Genomic DNA, 15,997 nt, shown 5'->3' with positions numbered 1-15,997 from the left:
GAACATCAAGGGCGGCGCGGCGTTTATGAGAGACCTCATAAACGTCGCGCCCTCTTCGTTTCTGTGCTAGACGGGCGCGATGACTGACGAATTCGATGAAGGTCGGCCTTCGCGCCAGCCCACACCGCCGCAGGTCACGAAAATCGGTGACCGTGACATGCACCCCTCCACATTGATGATGGGCTATGGCTATGAGCCGCGCCTGTCGGAAGGTTCGCTGAAGCCGCCCATCTTCCTGACCTCCACCTACGCCTTTGAAAGCGCCGCCGATGGCAAGCGCTTCTTCGAAGGCATTACCGGCAAGCGTCCGGGCGGGTCGGAGGGGCTGGTCTATGGCCGCTTCAATGGTCCCAATCAGGAAATTCTGGAGGGCCGCCTCGCCCAGTGGGAAAAGGCCGACACCGCGCTCAGCTTTTCCAGTGGCATGTCCGCCATCGGCACATCGCTGATGGCGCATGTCGAACCCGGCGATGTCATCGTCCATTCCGCGCCGCTTTATGCCGCGACGGAAAAAATGATCGACGCCATGCTCGGCAAGTTCGGCGTCAAATGGGTGGATTTTCCCGCAGGCGCGAGCCCGGAGGAGATCGCGAAGACCATCGACCGCGCTGGCGAAATCGGCCGCGTCGCCGTCATCTATCTCGAAAGTCCGGCAAATCCGACCAATGACCTTGTCGATATCGAGGCGGTGGCGAAACTGCGTGATGACATGTTCGCGGACGCCGAACACCGCCCCGTCATCATGTGCGACAACACGTTTCTGGGGCCCTGCTTTCAGGCACCGACACAAAATGGTGCGGATATCTCGCTCTATTCCCTGACGAAATATGTCGGCGGGCATTCCGATCTCGTCGCGGGTGCGGCCGTGGGCAGCCGCGAGGCGCTTGCGCCGATTCTGGCGCTGCGCAACACGCTCGGCACGATCACGGACCCAAATACGGCATGGATGCTGCTCCGCTCGCTGGAGACGGTGCAGCTGCGCATGGAAAAGGCGCAAGCCAATGCACGCGCGGTCGGCACGTTCCTGCGCGATCATCCAAAGGTCGAGCGCGTGTCCTGGCTCGGCTTTCTCGATCCGGCTTCGACGCAGGGCGACATCTACCGGCGGCACTGTTCGGGCGCAGGCTCGACCTTCTCCGTGATCGTCAGGGGCGGGGAGGCGGAGAGCTTCCGCCTGCTCGACAACCTCAAGACGGTGAAGCTGGCGGTAAGCCTGGGCGGCACGGAAAGCCTTGCCAGCCATCCCGCGGCAATGACCCATCTGAGCGTCCCCGAGGCGCGCCGCGCGGAACTCGGCATTGGCGATAATCTTGTCCGCGTCAGCATCGGTGTCGAGCATGAGGATGATCTGGTCGCCGACTTCGAACAGGCGCTGAAGGCGGTCTAGCGGCCACGCAAATCCGTGCAGCAGATCAGCATCTTCGACATGGACCGGACCATTACGCGGACCGGTACATATAGTGCGTGGCTGCGGCACTGGACGCAGGCGCGCGCCAAATGGCGGTACATGCTGCTGCCGCTGTCCGCGCTGGCGGGCGCGGGCTATATTCTGCGCCTGGTCAGCCGGTCACGGCTGAAGGAGATCAACCACCGTCTGTTAATGGGCGGGCGGACGAATGCCGATGCGGCAGCCAGCGAAGCCAGAGCGTTCGCGCGGGGCCTCGTGCCCGCGGGCTGCTTCGAAGAGGCCATTGCGCGCGTGAAGGCGGAGCAGGCGGAGGGCAGGCGGGTCATTCTCGCCACCGCCAGCTATGCCTTTTACGCCCGCGAAATCGCCGCGCTGGTCGGCATAGCCGAAGTCGTCGGCACCCGCGTCGTGCGGGAACAGAATGGCGATATCCGCGCGAAGATCCGCGGGCGAAACTGCTATGACGCGGAAAAGCTTGCCATGGTCGAACAATATCTCGCCGACGATGGTATCGACCGCGCGGACATACATGTCCGCATGTTTTCCGACCATCACAGCGACGCGCCGATCATGGACTGGGCCGACGAAGCCTTTGCGGTCAATGGCGACCGGAAAATGGCGCGCATGGCCAGGGCGCGCGGCTGGCGGCATTTGCACTGGCGCTGAACGCGTTCACAATGTTCCTCCGCGGCGCTCCGGACGCTCAACCTGTCGGAATATTTTACACTCCCCCTTGTTCCGAAAGTGTAACAACCCTCGCGCGGCCGCGTTTTTGCCGAATTGGCACAAAGCCTGCTTGGCCGCTGAAACAGGATATCCGGCCATGAGCGGGCCCCGTTGCGTTCCGATCCGCTGCCTGACCTTCGCGCCGCCGCGGCGACGCACCAGCCAGAGAGGACGCCCCATGACGATTTCCCAGACCCAGATTCGCCTGATGACCGCCGCTGCCGTCGGCGCATCCCTGACCCTGATCGCACTGATCCCCGCCAACGCCGCGATCATCATGGCGGATAGCGAGTTCGGCATGGACAGTGTCGTGCGCGATACCGACACGTCGCTCGACTGGCTGACCTTTCGGTTCGCGGGCACCAACGATGTCGATCAGCTGCTGCTGGACCTGGCACCGGGCGGCACGCTGGATGGCTGGCGCCTTGCGACCGCGGATGACGTCACCGGCTTCTGGGCCAATGCGGGCATAGCGCGGACCAGCAGCACGGGCGACCGCACCTATGTCACTGATCAGGTGATCGCACAGGCGGCAGAAGAACTGGCACTGATGATCGGCCTCAGCACCGACGGCGGCGGTTCCTTCGATTTCGTCAGCGGCTATATCGCCGACCCCGGCAATGCGGGCGGAGAGTGGGCCGCCGCCGTGCTGTCCGCCGTGTATAATGGCCAGATCGACGTCTTTGACCGCTATTACGCCATCACCGGCCTGACCCTGTCGCGGACGCAGGGCGTTGGCGATGCCTATCACAGCTGGCTGATTCGCGATGTCGCCCGTGACGTGCCCGCCCCCGGCGCGCTCGGCCTCCTCGGCCTCGGCATCCTCAGCCTCGCCGCGCGGCGGCGCGGGCGGCGTTAAATCCCTGTCAGTTGGAGAGGGGTATGAATTTGGCGAGGAGAAGCGTGCAGGACGTGTCTGCTGCACGGCCGGCTGGCCTTTGTCAAAGAGGGTGAACGTCCGCAATGCCGGACGGCTTGGTGCAGCCGAAATGGTCACGATAAGTCCGCGGGCGGGTTGCAATAATCCAGGACCTGCGCGACGCTGCGACCGAATGATGCTGGGGGGCGATGATGTCAAATATGCCGGAAACGATAACCCGCTCAGAACGCGCGCGTTTGTTTCCAATCCTGTCGGAGAAATCGATCGAGGGCCGGACCCTGTCGGTGTTTCTGTCGACATTGACACATGTGAGACCCTTGGCTGCCGCGCTGCTCGCGCCTCTGGGGCAGCGCATTGGAACGACGGCGCGGCTGCGCGCTTATACTGAAGTCAGTTTCAAGGTCGAAAAGGGCGAATCGAGAGATCGTCCCGATGGGCTGATTGTAATTGATGTTGGGAAACGCCGCTGGACTGCGCTGGTTGAAGCAAAGGTCAGGAAAAACGAGCTTAATGACGATCAGCTTGGGCGCTATCTGGCGGTTGCCAAGGCTAATAAGATTGACGCAGTAATAACGATCTCGAATCAGTTCTCCGCTGTGCCTCATCATCATCCCGTCTCAGTGAACGCGCCGAAAGGCGTTGAGCTGTTCCATTTCTCGTGGATGCATATCCTGACTGAAGCGCAGCTTCTGGTTATGAACGAAGCTGTTGATGATGCTGATCAATTATATGTATTACGCGAGTTTATTCGCTTTATTTCCCACGATAGCGCTGGTGTGCAGAGCTATACGCAAATGCCGGCAGCGTGGTCGGATATCTGTAACGCGGTACAGGCAGGTGCGGCGATGCAGCGCGGCGATGTCGTCACGGACGTCGTCGAGGCTTGGCAACAGGAATGCCGCGATCTTAGTCTAATTCTCTCTCGCCAGCTTGGCACACCAGTGAATCAGAAACTGACACGCGCAGAAATCAAAAACCCCGAGATCAGAGTAAAAAACGATGGGGTAGAACTCTGCAATGATCACAGGCTAAAAGTGACACTGGAAGTGCCGGATGCCGCCAGTCCCGTGAATATATGCGCGGACCTTAGGCGTCGCACAATTCAAGTATCTATGTCGCTGACTGCGCCTGGCGACAAAAAATCTAACAGAGCACGGATGAACTGGCTGCTGCGACAAATGCCGAGTGACGACATCGCGTCTCTTTATGTGCGCGCGCAATGGCCGGGATCATCGCCGCCAACGCAACAATCGCTCGTGGCGCTTTTTAACGAGCCGGACCTGATTGCCGAGGGTAAGGAGAAGATGACCCTGACCGGTTTCGAAATACTGCATATATGCGACCTAGGCGGAAGGTTTGCGCAGCGGCGTACATTTATCGATGAACTCGAAATGGCCGTCCCCGCATTTTACGAACATGTCGGACAGCATCTGAAGGCATGGGCCAAGCCCGCTCCCAAACTGGAACAAAGTCGCGCTGAGCCGGATTCGGTGAGCCCCTCGGCACTGTCCGAAGACGACAGGGATATGTGACATGCAGGCGCGGGTTTTACCCGCTGTTGTCATTTTGTTTCGTAACGCCGGGCGACTTCGTCGAGGAGGCGGACGCCGAAGGCGGTCCAGCCTTTCGGTTCGGTGGGGCGGGGTGTGTCCGTGTAATCCTGGCCCGCGATGTCGAGGTGAACGAACGGCTGATCCTCGCGCGCCCATGACATAATGAAGGCCGCACCGATCGACGCGCTGGGAGTGCCGCCCTCGACCACGTTCTTCACATCGGCGACATCGCTCTTGATGTCCTCGAACACGTTGTCGTGCACGGGCAGCCGCCACAGGGTTTCGCCGCTGACCTCGCCCGCGTCGATGAACAGTGCGGCAAGGTCGTCATCCTTTGTGAACACGCCGGCATAATCGTCGCCAAGCGCGCTGATGACGGCGCCGGTCAGGGTGGCGACGGACACGACGAGGCGCGGATCGTAGGTCTGCTGTGTCCACCAGACGCCGTCGGTCAGCACCAGGCGGCCCTCCGCATCCGTGTTCAGCACTTCGATGGTCTTGCCGCTCATGGTGGTGACGACATCGCCGGGGCGCTGCGCCGCGCCGCCGGGCATATTCTCAGCCAGGGCGGCGACGGCGATGACGTCGACCGCCGCGCCGCGATTGGCCAGCGCCATCACCGCGCCCATCGCCGTGGCCGCGCCGGTCATGTCGCCGCGCATCGCCCACATGCCGCGCCCGCCCTTCAGCGAAATGCCGCCGGTGTCGAACGTGATCCCCTTGCCCACAAAGGCGAGCGGCGGGCCATCATAATCCGGGCTGTCATAGCGCACGGCCACCAGGCGCGGCGGGCGGGCGGAGCCCTGGCCCACACCGACAAGCGCGCCCATGCCCAGCCGCTGCATCTCTGGCACGTCGAGCACGCGCACGCTCGTCCGCGGTACGTCCGCAAAGACGCTTTCGACCTGTCCGGCAAACCATTCCGGCGTCTTGATATTGGACGGTGTGGAGACAAGATCGCGCGCGAAGGCGACGCCGTCGGCAATGGCCCTGCGGTCGCCCGCAAAGGCCGCTTCGCCCGGGCCGTGGAAGATCAGCTTCGGTGCGGCGTCCGCGCCCTTCGCACCCCCGCCCGCTGTCTTTGCCGCGCCCCATTTGCCGAAATCATAGCTGCCAAGACGGGCGCCTAGGGCGGCGTGCGCAGCCTCGTCATCGAGCCCCTCGACATCCGGGACGGCGACCGCGACATCGCCGCGCCACGCCGCCGTCTGGCCCGCGACCGTGCCGCCGAAATCCTGTACATCCGCGCCCGACGCCAAGCCCTTGCCCACGCCGACCAGCAGGACGGCGTCGTAGGGCGCCAGGCCGTAAAGCGGCAGCGACGACCCCGCCTCGCCATCGAAATCGGCGGCGGCAACGGCCCGGCCGAGCGCGCCGCCCATCTGCCGGTCCGCGGACGCCGCCGCGCCGGACAGCACGCCGTCCTCGCCGACGGCCATGACGACTTTCCCCGCGCCGGGCAGTGCGGCCGCCGAGAAATCAATGTCCACCGCCGCAGCCGGCGTGGCGGCAAGCGCGGTGACGGCCACTATCGTGATGGCGGCATTGGCGAGGAAGCGAGTCATGTGATCTCCGGTCCTGGAATAAACATGGCGACGGACAAAGAATGCCGGCGTGCAAAAGTCCAGAGAAAAGGAATTTCCTGTCCATTTTCGCCCGCCCTGGCGTCCCCAACAGGGCGTTTTCCCCGCCTGTCGAAGGGAGGGGCGTGTCATCGCGCGCACGGGCGCGGCGACGCAATGGGCGGGGTTGGCAGGGCGCGGTCCGGGATTGGGGGAGAAGGGAGGGGCGGGGCGCACCGGATGCGCCCTGACCTGCAGAAGCCTTTTAATTTATGTGGCCTGCGGCACGGAGCGTGGCGCACACATTTTCGATCATCACGGCCTTTGGCTGGATTTCGCCCATCAGGCGCAGGGCAGCGGGGAACAGGTTGCGCTCGTCATTTTCGCCCAGCTGTTTGCCGGCGACGGAGAAGGGCGGACAGGGCAGGCCGGCGGTGAACAGCTCCGTGCCCTTGAACGGGCGGCCGTCGAAAGTCGCCATATCGGCGGCGCGCACGTCCCAGTGCGGGCGGTTCAGCGTCAGGGTCCTGGCGAAGTCTGGCTCGATCTCAACCAGCGCTTCATGACGAAACCCGGCCTGCTCCAGCCCCAGCGCCTGCCCGCCCGCGCAGAATTCGATGGAGTTCATAGTGGGATCCATAATGCGCAGGATGAGAATATATGGGGACCGTAGCAGCGCGCAGACCATGCGGCAAGCGCTTCGCGACTGCGGAGATACGGTGAACCGGCTGGCGCATCGAAATTAGGTATAGTGTCCCCGGAATTCCCGAAATTAGGTATAGTGTCCCCGGAATTCCCGGAATTCCCCCCGGAATTCCCCCCGGCACAGAATTCGATGGAGTTCATGGGTTAACCCGGTTCACTCTGATGCTTCCACAGTTTGGACACAAAATTGCGCTCCCTTGAAGATTTCGCTTACGCAACTCATCTCTTTCAGCCTGTGTCAGGATTTTCTCCATAAAACCTTTGCCGCAGTCCTCACATCGAAATCCTGCAGGCTCAGGCATAATCAATTCCGACTTTTGATAGAAGCTCATCCCACATCATTTTTGCTGCTTCACGCGAATTCACTACTTGTGCGTCACCGGTCATGTTAAACATAATCGATTTTAGCCCCAGTTGATATTCGTCTGCCTCTACGACGAATCCACCATTTGAACTACCAAGAGAGGGGTTCTCTCCAAATATCAAATCTATAGCACCAAACATTCCGCCCTTGCGAACGTTTATCGTCTCAAAACCACGGCGAATGCCACGATTTACGATCGTGCAAGAAAACGAATTTCCTTCAACTGGCGAAAGTCGGACTTCAATATCGTCCACAGTGGCTATCTCTGCTGCCGATGATTCAAAAAATCGATATATTTCCAAATATGCGTTTTCTACAAAATCTCGTTTGTGGATTTCATCAAATTCACGCCTAACCCTATACCTTGACGGCTGGCCTGAAGATGATGTTTGGTCGGAGCTCACAGCCGATTTAGTTTCAATAGGTGTAGTATTTGAATTTACTAGCTTTCTAATTTCTGCAACAATGTCTAAAAAGGCAACGTCTTCGTTTATAAATTCTGTAACCGGCTTTCCGTCTTTCGGTATCGCCTTAAACTTACGCAACGATGTTGATTGCCAGTCACAAGGACGAAAAATTACCGGAATGATAATGATATTTCCTTCCGATTCTAAATTCAGCGCAACTTTTAATTCTTTTTCGTAAACATATTCAGAAGCGATCCAATCCGGGCTAGCGCAAGCAAGAAAGATATCTGCTTTCTCTAAGTTATCCGAAATCTCATCGTCGAACTTATCTCCAGCTGAAATTTCTTTATCTTGCCATTCGGATATTGTGCCTTCACGGACCAGTTGAGCTAAATGCTTATGTAGCTTCTCTAGAAAACTCCCATCAGCATGAGCGTACGATATGAATACTTTCTGAGCCATATGAGGAAATTTCCAGTCAATTTGTTTCTGTTATGATTACCATATGTTCCATTCTGTTCCAAACGTTATTATCGCCCAGAACGTCTCACCCGTCGCATTAAGTCGACAACATGCTTACCATCGTCAGTAGTTAATGCTCCAAGACCATCGCAATCAGGGCAAGTTCGTGGACTGTGCATAGTCATTGAATTTCCCCGCTTTTCCATAGGCGGCGTCCAAGTGCCCGTGCTTTCACAACGTTCGCATTCGTTGAAAAGTAATAGACCCATCATTCCGCCGCCGTTTCCAAGAACCCCGGCTCATCCTCTTCGTTCGCGGCGACCGGCTTCACGCCCTTGCGCTTGTCGAAGCTTGACCAGACGTCGCCCCAGTCGCCCTTTGTGGCGGCCTTGGAATATTCGGTTGCGCGGGCTTCGAAGAAATTGGCGTGTTCGACGCCGTTCAGGATCTCCGTGAGCCAGGGGAGCGGGTGTTCGGTGATCATGTAGATGGGTTTGAGGCCGAGCTGGCCGAGGCGCCAGTCGGCGATGTAGCGGATATATTTCTTGATCTCGCCCGCGGTCATGCCGTTCACTGGGCCCATTTCAAAGGCGAGGTCGATGAAGGCGTCCTCCAGGTCGACCGTGTGGTGGCAGATGTCGCGAATGTCGGATTTGACCGCCTTGGTCAGGCACTGGCGCTCCTCGCAGAAAGCGTGGAACAGGCGGATGATGCCCTCGCAGTGCAGGGTCTCGTCGCGGACCGACCAGCTGACGATCTGGCCCATGCCCTTCATCTTGTTGAAACGCGGGAAGTTCATCAGCATCGCGAAACTGGCGAACAGCTGCAGCCCCTCGGTAAAGCCGCCGAACATGGCGAGCGTGCGGGCGATATCCTCGTCCGTATCGACGCTGAACTTCTGCATGTAATTATGCTTGTCGGCCATCGCCTCATATTCCATGAACGCGGAATATTCGGATTCCGGCATGCCGATGGTGTCGAGGAGGTGCGAATAAGCGGCGATGTGGACGGTTTCCATGTTGGAAAACGCCGTCAGCATCATCTTCACCTCGGTGGGTTTGAAGACGCGGCCATATTTGTCGTGATAGCAATCCTGCACCTCGACATCCGCCTGAGTGAAGAAGCGGAAAATCTGCGTCAGCAGGCTGCGCTCATGCTCCGACAGCTTCTGCGCCCAGTCGCGGCAATCCTCGCCCAGCGGCACTTCCTCGGGCATCCAGTGGATCTGCTGCTGACGCTTCCAGAAGTCGTAGGCCCAGGGGTATTGGAACGGCTTGTAGGTCTTGCGGGATTCCAAAAGTGACATAGCGAGTCTCCTGCCTAGCTGTTGAGCGTCATTGCGACGCCGAAAATCGTCAAAAGAATGAACGGGCTAGCCATAAGTAGAAACCCGATGATGTAAGCGATGCGCAGCTTGTGACCAATGCCGCGAAAAAATGAGCGGATCAGGCAGATCAGCGCCAGAGGATAGACGTCCGTAGCGCTAAATGTGAATGCCCAAACCAAATCTCGCAATAGCGTATCGTAGCCGAAAACAGTCTGGATGAGTGTACCAATTCCAGTCAGTCCAAGAATTATGCCTGTGCCGCCAAGAATTGCGATGTCAGCTTTCCGAACCGCAACCTTGTATATGAGCGCAAAACAGACTGCTGCACCCGTCAGAAAAATCGCAAACATTTACTGACACGCCAGACATTCGTCATAATCCGTGGTTTCCGGCATGGTCAGGTCGATGGTTTTCGCGTCGGCGGTGTTGTCCGCCTCCACGCCGCCGACGAAGCCGGCGCGCTGCACCGATTTCGACCTTAGATAATAGAGCGATTTGATGCCGAGTTCCCAGGCGCGGTAATGCAGCATGAGGAGGTCCCATTTTTCCACATCGGCGGGGATGTAGAGGTTGAGGGACTGCGACTGGTCGATATAGGGCGTGCGGTCGCCGGCCAGCTCGAGGAGCCAGCGCTGGTCGATTTCGAAGGCGGTCTTGAAGGTCGCCTTCTCATCATCCGACAGGAAGTCGAGATGCTGGACACTGCCGCCGCGCTCGAGGATGGAATTCCAGATTTTCTCGGCGTTCATGCTCTTTTCGGTGAGCAGCGCCTCAAGATGCGGGTTCTTCACTGTGAACGATCCGGACAGCGTCTTGTGCGTATAGATGTTCGCCGGGATGGGCTCGATGCAGGCGGAGGTGCCGCCGCAGATGATGCTGATCGACGCGGTGGGCGCGATCGCCATCTTGCAGCTGAACCGTTCCATGGTGCCCATGTCGGCGGCGTCGGGGCAGGCGCCGCGCTCCTTTGCCAGCATCATGGATGCGGTGTCGGCCTGCGCGCGGATATGCTTGAAGATCTTCAGGTTCCAGGACTTGGCCAGCGCGGATTCAAAGGGGATCGAGCGTTCCTGCAGGAAGCTGTGATAGCCCATGACGCCAAGGCCCACCGAACGCTCACGCTCGGCGCTGTATTTCGCGCGGGCCATTTCGTCGGGCGCGCGTTCGATATAGTCGGACAGGACATTATCGAGGAAGCGCATGACATCCTCGATAAAGCCGTCCTCCTTCGACCAGGCGTCCCACATGTCGAGATTGAGTGACGACAGGCAGCAGACGGCCGTGCGGTCCTCGCCATATTGATCGACGCCGGTTGGGAGCGTGATTTCCGAACATAGATTGGATGTGGAAACCTTCAGGCCGGCATCGCGCTGGTGCTTCGGCATCTGCTCGTTCACGCGGTCGATGAACAGCATATAGGGTTCGCCGGTCGCCAGACGCGTCTCGACGATCTTCTGGAACAGCGCGCGGGCATTGACGGTCGCGCGGACTTCCCCGGTCTTGGGCGACAAGAGGTCGAAATCATCGCCGTCGCGCACCGCCTCCATGAAGGCGTCGGTCAGGTTGACGCCGTGGTGCAGGTTCAGCGCCTTGCGGTTGAAGTCGCCCGACGGCTTGCGGATCTCGAGGAATTCCTCGATCTCCGGATGGCAGACGTCGAGATAGCAGGCGGCGGAACCGCGGCGCAGGCTGCCCTGGCTGATCGCGAGCGTGAGCGAATCCATGACACGCACGAAGGGGACGATGCCCGAGGTCTTGCCGTTGAGGCCGACGCTCTCGCCGATGCCGCGCACATTGCCCCAATAGGTGCCGATGCCGCCGCCCTTCGACGCCAGCCAGACATTCTCGTTCCAGGTGTCGACAATGCCGTTCAGACTGTCCGAAACGCTGTTGAGGTAGCAGGAGATGGGCAGGCCGCGGCCGGTGCCGCCGTTCGACAGGACGGGCGTGGCGGGCATGAACCACAGGTTCGAGATCGCATCGTACAGCCGCTGGGCATGGCCCGCATCGTCGGCATAGGCGGCGGCAACGCGGGCGAACAGGTCCTGCGGGCCTTCGCCGGGCAGCAGATAGCGGTCCTCCAGCGTTTCCCTGCCAAAGACGGTCAGCTTCGCATCGCGCGACTTGTCGATCCTGATGGGAAAGCGGGGTTCATGGACACGTTTCGATTCGCTGACCATGTCCGCATTTGCATCCGAAAGTTCCGAATCGACATTACTGAAATCCATGACTGCCACGCTCCCGCCTCTAAAATCTTTAAAAATGTTCCGCTTATGTTCCCGTCCGTCATGCGCCCCGCGACCGAGTCGCGACAAGCAAAAAAACACGGCCGGAACGGACCACGCTAACCACCACTTCGGGCCTGTGCGAGAGGGTTTCGGAAGTTATCCCCACAATCCCCATTCTTCACAGGCCAGAAGCCCATATCCGGGCGGAATTTGCCATGGAGACAGATAGAGCGTCATCCGCCCGCAGGCCGGAAATCACACCATCCCTAGTAGCACGTCCACATCCCAGCACCTATCCCTAGTAGACGCGTTCGCGTCGCTGCAAGCGCTTTTTTCCAAAAAAGATGCGGCGATCCCGCACATGGCGCGGCGATAATTCCATGCGGGCCGCTTGCCCGCGCGGGCGCTGTCGCCGCCCTATGTGAGGGCCGTCAGAAGCGCTTCAGCAGGCGCAGATAATAGGCCCGTTCGGCAGCGCTGCGTGCCGGGTCGGCGGCACGTTCCTCGATCAGCGCGCGCAGTTCCTGCACGCGGCGTAGTTCATTTTCGTCGGGCAGCGTGACTTCGCCCTGGCCGAAACCGCGGCCGGGCCTGCCGAGCGGGTCCAGCCCGCTGCCCGAACCGCCCGGCTGCATCTGGCCGCCCGCCGCCGCCTGCGCCATGGCCTGCGCGGCGGCATCGGCCTGCTGACCGGCCTGCGATAATTTTTCAAGCGCGAGGGTCTGCGCCTGCGCAGCCGCGATGGGATTTCCGCCGCGTGCGAGCGCATCGGCCGCCGCGCGCATGGCCGCGCGCGCCTCATCCAGGGTTTCATCGAGTTCGGCCGGGACAGCCGCGCCGAGATCGCCCAGCTGCGCACGCAGTTCGTCCAGCCGGCCGCCAATGGCGTCCTGCCCGCGCGCGAGATCGTCAAGCGGCGCGTCGCCGCCGCGGAGCTGCTGGCGCACCGCCTCCGCCAGGGTTTCGTCGCGAAGGTCGGCCTGTGCGTCACGCAGCGCCTGCATGTCATTCGCCAGCGCGCGGGCCTGTTCGGCGCGCCTCTGCGCTTCGGGGTCGGGCGCGGCCGGGCCGAACTGAAGCGATTCCATCAGGCTGCGCACATTGGCAAGCGCCTGCATCGCGCCCTCGGTATCGCCCGCGGCGAGCCGGTCCTTCAGGTCGGCCATCATGGCACCGAGGAAATTCATGTCCACGTCCATATTCATGTCCGCGCCTGTCATCTGCCCGGACATGTCCCGCAGCGCCTCGGCGGACGGAAGTTCGCCATTGGCGAGCGCGGCCTCGATCTGGCGCTGGATATAGTCCCCCATGGCGCTTTCCAGCTGTGCCATCAGGGCGGCGAGGGATGAATCATCGGCGGACCCGGCTTCCCGCATCAACCGGTCGAGGACGGCGCGCAGGTCATCCATCGCGCGGCTGGCCCCGCCGTCTTCAAGGTCGAGCGCCGTATCCCAGAGGATCCGTGCGGCTTCGGCGCGGCGCTGCGCCTCACGCCCGCGCAGCAGGCGCCACGATGCCGCGCGCAGGCCCGCAAAGGTGTCGAACCGGTCATCGAACCGGTCCGGGCTGGCGGCGATGACGGCAAGGTCTTCGACCACGCCATTGCGATCCGCGCCCTCCAGCAGCGCCTTGCGGATCGCGATGATCTGCGCCGCGACATCATTGGTGAAGGCGCGAAGGGGGAGCGTCACGAGAAGGGGCCGGGAACGCCCCTCATTGCCCGCACCATCGCGCGCGATCAGCGTCAACCGCGCCTCTGCGCCCGCGCGCACGTCGGACGTCAGGTCCGCGAACAGCTGGCCGCTGCCCGCCGGGACCAGCGTTTCAAGATCGACCAGCCGCACCGGTGCCCCGCCGCCTTCGACGCGCAGGAACAGGCTGGACGCACCATGATCATCGGTAAGGCGGTAACCCAGCCTGAGCGCGCCTGTGGATGTCTGCACCGGGCTGCCCTCGAAGCGGATTTCCGGGATGCCGTCGGCGGCAAGGGAGATGTCGATCTCGGCAAGCGCGCGGCCCTGCGCCTCGATACGCCAGATGCCGCCGCGCGCGGGCCGGACGCTCTTGCCGTGACGCCGCCCGCGCGGGCTCACGAGAGACACGTCATGGGCGGTCACGAGGTCCATGCGTCCCCCCGCCAGCATATCGAATGCGGTGCGCGTATCGCCGGCGATGGTCACCGCGCGCGGCGGGATGACGGCGTGATCGGGCGGCGTGATCTCAAGCTGGAACGTGAAATCCCCCGCAGGGACGGCATAAGGCGACAAACCGGCGGCGAGGCGTTCGGGGGCGTCCCGGCCCGCCACCGCGATGCCCGCGAAAAGCAGCACCGCGGCGCTGATGAGGGCGATGAGCAAAGCGGGCGGAAGCGCGAGTCGCGGCAGGCCGATACGCGGCTTTTTCGCCAGCGCGTCGGCGCGTGCGCGTCGCCACAGCGCCTCCGCCACATCGCCGTCAAGCGCGGCGGGCCGGGAGTCGGTGAAACTGATCGTGCCGCGCGGCAGCGCCCCGCCTGTTTCCAGCCGGGCGAGGATCTGACCGCGGCGCGGCAGCGGCGCACGCACAGTGTAGCGGATCAGGGCGGCGATGCTGCCGACGATCAGACACGCATAGATGGCAAGGCGTATCTGGCCGGGCAGAATATCCGCCATGCCCATCAGGCTGAAGGCGAAAAATGCGGTCCATGCCGTGAGCACCCAGCCAAGCTCGGCGGCCAGCCCGCGTTCCAGCCAGATGAGCGCGCCCGCCAGCGGCAGCCGGTTGATGGCCGCCAATGTCAAACCGCCATGCTGCGGCTGGGCGGTCATGGTTCGTCTATTCCTCCTGATTCAGCCAGTCGGGCACAGTGTCCTGCGCGATCAGCTGCTCATATGTCGGCCGTGCCCGGATCTGCGCCCAGCGATCGCCGGATACCATGACTTCGGGCGTCAGCAGGCGGCTATTATAGCTGTTGGCCATGGTGGCACTGTAGGCGCCCGCGGTGCGGAACACCATCAGATCGCCGGCTTCGAGCCGCGCCATGTCGCGCTGTTCCGCGAAGGTATCGCCGGTTTCGCATACCGGGCCGACGACATCGGCCCGCATCTGTTCATTCCCGCGCGGCCGCACCGCCTGAATGTCATGCCAGGCGTCATAGAGGCTGGGCCGTATCAGGTCGTTCATGGCGGCATCGATGATCACGAAGCAGCGTTCCTTGCCCTCTTTCAGCCGGACCACGCGGCTGACGAGGATACCGGCATTGCCGGTGATCAGCCGCCCAGGCTCGAAGGTCAGGCACACGTCCCAGTCTTTCGTGACGCGCGCCATCATTTCGCCATATGATGCCGGGCTGGGCGGGTCGGGCTGATCGGAGAGATAGGGGACGCCAAGGCCGCCGCCAAGGTCGGCGCGCGAGATGGCGTGGCCGCCCGCGCGCAGGTTCGCGATCAGCTCGCCGACGCGGGTGAAGGCCCGCTCAAGCGGGGCGAGGTCGGTCAGCTGGCTGCCGATATGGACGGCGACGCCGACCGCCTCGATACCCGGCAGCGTCTTCGCGCGGGCGAAGGCGGCAGGGGCGGTGTCGATGGCAATGCCGAATTTGTTCTCTGCCCGGCCCGTGGAGATTTTGGCGTGCGTGCCCGCGTCCACGTCCGGATTCACGCGGAACGCGACCTTGGCGACCTTTCCCATGGCGGCGGCGGTTTCGGAAAGCAGCTCCGCCTCCGCATGCGATTCCACATTGAACTGGAAAATGTCCTCGGCAAGGGCCGCCTGCATTTCTTCGCGGGTCTTGCCGACGCCGGAAAAGACGATGCGGCTGGCGGGGATACCGGCGGCCAGGGCGCGCTTCAGCTCGCCGACGGAGACGACATCCGCGCCCGCGCCTTTCCGGGCGAGTGTGGCGATCACGGCCTGGTTGGGATTGGCCTTCACCGCATAGGCGATCAGCGGTGCGGTCCCGCCCGCTATGGGGGGTGAGACCGCCTTTTGAAAGACATCGAAATGGCGCTCGAGCGTGGCGGTGGAATAGCAGTAGAACGGCGTGCCGACCTCGGCTGCCAGCGCTTCCAGGCTGACATCCTCGGCGTGAAGAACGCCGTCACGATATTGAAAATGGTCCATATGGGTGTGTCCTCAGCCGCCGGGCGGCAAATCAAAGGGGTCTTCCGACCGCGGCTTGCCGCTCCGCACCGGATCATCGACGCGCACGGGCGCGGCCTGCGGCGGCGGATCGAGCATCTCTGTGGGCGTCGCGGCCGTTTCCGTACCGGTCTTTGGCGGCGGCGGGCCGCCTTCCGGCCATTTCAGCGGGCCTGCGGAACCGCATGCGGCCAGCGCAAGGGCAGCGGCGACCGCCGCTGTTCGTGCCGGATTTATCATTATGTACCGATCCCCG

13 protein-coding genes are annotated in these 15,997 nt (G+C 61.8%); 4 read left to right on the top strand and 9 right to left on the bottom strand.

The window, feature by feature from the left end; all coding sequences use genetic code 11:
* Window positions 1-79 precede the first annotated feature (79 nt).
* The 4 genes from KCG44_RS01980 to KCG44_RS01965 all read left to right on the top strand — a co-directional run bounded on the left by KCG44_RS01980 (window position 80) and on the right by KCG44_RS01965 (window position 4,546).
* Window positions 80-1,387: a cystathionine gamma-synthase family protein gene (locus KCG44_RS01980; protein ID WP_218443889.1), complete on the top strand. Its 1,308-nt coding sequence runs from the start codon at window positions 80-82 to the stop codon at window positions 1,385-1,387.
* A gap of 15 nt (window positions 1,388-1,402) precedes the next feature.
* Entirely contained in the window at window positions 1,403-2,074 is a 672-nt protein-coding gene (locus KCG44_RS01975; protein WP_218443887.1) for an HAD family hydrolase, read from the top strand.
* Between the two features lie 238 nt (window positions 2,075-2,312).
* Window positions 2,313-2,993, top strand: a complete 681-nt coding sequence (locus KCG44_RS01970) for a PEP-CTERM sorting domain-containing protein (RefSeq protein WP_218443886.1) — start codon at window positions 2,313-2,315, stop codon at window positions 2,991-2,993.
* A gap of 221 nt (window positions 2,994-3,214) precedes the next feature.
* Window positions 3,215-4,546, top strand: coding sequence for a hypothetical protein (locus KCG44_RS01965; protein WP_218443885.1), 1,332 nt, complete (start codon window positions 3,215-3,217; stop codon window positions 4,544-4,546).
* 29 nt (window positions 4,547-4,575) lie between these two features.
* On the opposite strand, the gene KCG44_RS01960 is transcribed toward KCG44_RS01965, so the two are convergent.
* The 9 genes from KCG44_RS01960 to KCG44_RS01920 all read right to left on the bottom strand — a co-directional run bounded on the left by KCG44_RS01960 (window position 4,576) and on the right by KCG44_RS01920 (window position 15,981).
* Window positions 4,576-6,132: a leucyl aminopeptidase family protein gene (locus KCG44_RS01960; RefSeq protein ID WP_218443884.1), complete on the bottom strand. Its 1,557-nt coding sequence runs from the start codon at window positions 6,130-6,132 to the stop codon at window positions 4,576-4,578.
* Between the two features lie 262 nt (window positions 6,133-6,394).
* Window positions 6,395-6,757: a DNA cytosine methyltransferase gene (locus KCG44_RS01955; RefSeq protein WP_255536256.1), complete on the bottom strand. Its 363-nt coding sequence runs from the start codon at window positions 6,755-6,757 to the stop codon at window positions 6,395-6,397.
* Between the two features lie 371 nt (window positions 6,758-7,128).
* The gene (locus tag KCG44_RS01950; RefSeq protein ID WP_218443882.1) at window positions 7,129-8,067 is read right to left on the bottom strand and encodes a toll/interleukin-1 receptor domain-containing protein; all 939 of its coding nucleotides are present in this window, start codon (window positions 8,065-8,067) and stop codon (window positions 7,129-7,131) included.
* Window positions 8,068-8,335: 268 nt separating this feature from the next.
* Complete coding sequence (locus KCG44_RS01945) at window positions 8,336-9,373, bottom strand: ribonucleotide-diphosphate reductase subunit beta (protein WP_218443881.1); 1,038 nt, start codon at window positions 9,371-9,373, stop codon at window positions 8,336-8,338.
* 14 nt (window positions 9,374-9,387) lie between these two features.
* Complete coding sequence (locus KCG44_RS01940; protein ID WP_218443880.1) at window positions 9,388-9,744, bottom strand: hypothetical protein; 357 nt, start codon at window positions 9,742-9,744, stop codon at window positions 9,388-9,390.
* Complete coding sequence (locus KCG44_RS01935) at window positions 9,745-11,574, bottom strand: ribonucleoside-diphosphate reductase subunit alpha (RefSeq protein WP_255536325.1); 1,830 nt, start codon at window positions 11,572-11,574, stop codon at window positions 9,745-9,747.
* 479 nt (window positions 11,575-12,053) lie between these two features.
* Window positions 12,054-14,429, bottom strand: a complete 2,376-nt coding sequence (locus tag KCG44_RS01930) for a DUF4175 family protein (RefSeq protein WP_218443877.1) — start codon at window positions 14,427-14,429, stop codon at window positions 12,054-12,056.
* Window positions 14,430-14,436: 7 nt separating this feature from the next.
* Entirely contained in the window at window positions 14,437-15,723 is a 1,287-nt protein-coding gene (lysA, locus tag KCG44_RS01925) for a diaminopimelate decarboxylase (protein ID WP_218443876.1), read from the bottom strand.
* Between the two features lie 12 nt (window positions 15,724-15,735).
* Window positions 15,736-15,981, bottom strand: coding sequence for a hypothetical protein (locus KCG44_RS01920; protein WP_218443875.1), 246 nt, complete (start codon window positions 15,979-15,981; stop codon window positions 15,736-15,738).
* Window positions 15,982-15,997 lie beyond the last annotated feature (16 nt).

The sequence above is a fragment of the Pacificimonas pallii genome, assembly GCF_019204005.1.
Lineage (GTDB): Bacteria > Pseudomonadota > Alphaproteobacteria > Sphingomonadales > Sphingomonadaceae > Pacificimonas > Pacificimonas pallii.
Note: the sequence above shows the minus strand (reverse complement) of the source record. Positions and strands in the feature narration are given on the sequence as shown.

What these genes read in the sequence shown, in the direction of transcription:
- KCG44_RS01980 (WP_218443889.1), top strand. Translation starts at nt 80, where the DNA reads ATGACTGACGAATTCGATGAAGGTCGGCCTTCGCGCCAGCCCACACCG.
- KCG44_RS01970 (WP_218443886.1), top strand. Translation starts at nt 2,313, where the DNA reads ATGACGATTTCCCAGACCCAGATTCGCCTGATGACCGCCGCTGCCGTC.
- KCG44_RS01965 (WP_218443885.1), top strand. Translation starts at nt 3,215, where the DNA reads ATGCCGGAAACGATAACCCGCTCAGAACGCGCGCGTTTGTTTCCAATC.
- KCG44_RS01960 (WP_218443884.1), bottom strand. Translation starts at nt 6,132, where the DNA reads ATGACTCGCTTCCTCGCCAATGCCGCCATCACGATAGTGGCCGTCACC.
- KCG44_RS01955 (WP_255536256.1), bottom strand. Translation starts at nt 6,757, where the DNA reads ATGAACTCCATCGAATTCTGCGCGGGCGGGCAGGCGCTGGGGCTGGAG.
- KCG44_RS01950 (WP_218443882.1), bottom strand. Translation starts at nt 8,067, where the DNA reads ATGGCTCAGAAAGTATTCATATCGTACGCTCATGCTGATGGGAGTTTT.
- KCG44_RS01945 (WP_218443881.1), bottom strand. Translation starts at nt 9,373, where the DNA reads ATGTCACTTTTGGAATCCCGCAAGACCTACAAGCCGTTCCAATACCCC.
- KCG44_RS01940 (WP_218443880.1), bottom strand. Translation starts at nt 9,744, where the DNA reads ATGTTTGCGATTTTTCTGACGGGTGCAGCAGTCTGTTTTGCGCTCATA.
- KCG44_RS01935 (WP_255536325.1), bottom strand. Translation starts at nt 11,574, where the DNA reads ATGGTCAGCGAATCGAAACGTGTCCATGAACCCCGCTTTCCCATCAGG.
- KCG44_RS01930 (WP_218443877.1), bottom strand. Translation starts at nt 14,429, where the DNA reads ATGACCGCCCAGCCGCAGCATGGCGGTTTGACATTGGCGGCCATCAAC.
- lysA (WP_218443876.1), bottom strand. Translation starts at nt 15,723, where the DNA reads ATGGACCATTTTCAATATCGTGACGGCGTTCTTCACGCCGAGGATGTC.
- KCG44_RS01920 (WP_218443875.1), bottom strand. Translation starts at nt 15,981, where the DNA reads ATGATAAATCCGGCACGAACAGCGGCGGTCGCCGCTGCCCTTGCGCTG.